Genomic DNA, 445 nt, shown 5'->3' on the forward strand with positions numbered 1-445 from the left:
AACGCCGGGCTCGCCCGGCGCGTCAACATGTGCGGGGCCGAACACGGCCTCGATCTCCGCTACGACAAGACGTCCGTGGCCCGGTGGCTGCGCGGCCAGCAGCCGCGCGGCCGGGCGCCGGGCATCATCGCCGAGGCGCTGGGGCGCAAACTCGGCCGGACCGTCACCATCGACGAGATCGGCATGGCCAACGGCAAGAACCTCGCCTCCGGCATCGGCCTGCAGTTCTCCCCGACCGTCATCGGCGCCATCGAGCAGGTCAGCGAGTTGTGGCGGAGCGATGTGGGCCGCCGCGACTTCCTGTCCGGATCCAGCGTGGCCGCCTCGGCGCTCGTCGAGCCGAGCCGGGACTGGCTGATCACCGGCGCCGACGCGCAGGTGGCGCGCAGCGGCGGCTCGCGCGTCGGGATGCAGGACGTGGAGGCGGTACGGGCGACGACCGACG

At 73.3% G+C, this 445-nt stretch carries 1 pseudogene; it reads left to right on the top strand.

Annotated elements, in window-relative coordinates:
• A pseudogene (locus G3I78_RS48475) lies at window positions 1-445 on the top strand (transcriptional regulator); the annotation flags it as partial.

The organism is Streptomyces sp. SID13726 (assembly GCF_010548375.1).
Taxonomy (GTDB): domain Bacteria; phylum Actinomycetota; class Actinomycetes; order Streptomycetales; family Streptomycetaceae; genus Streptomyces.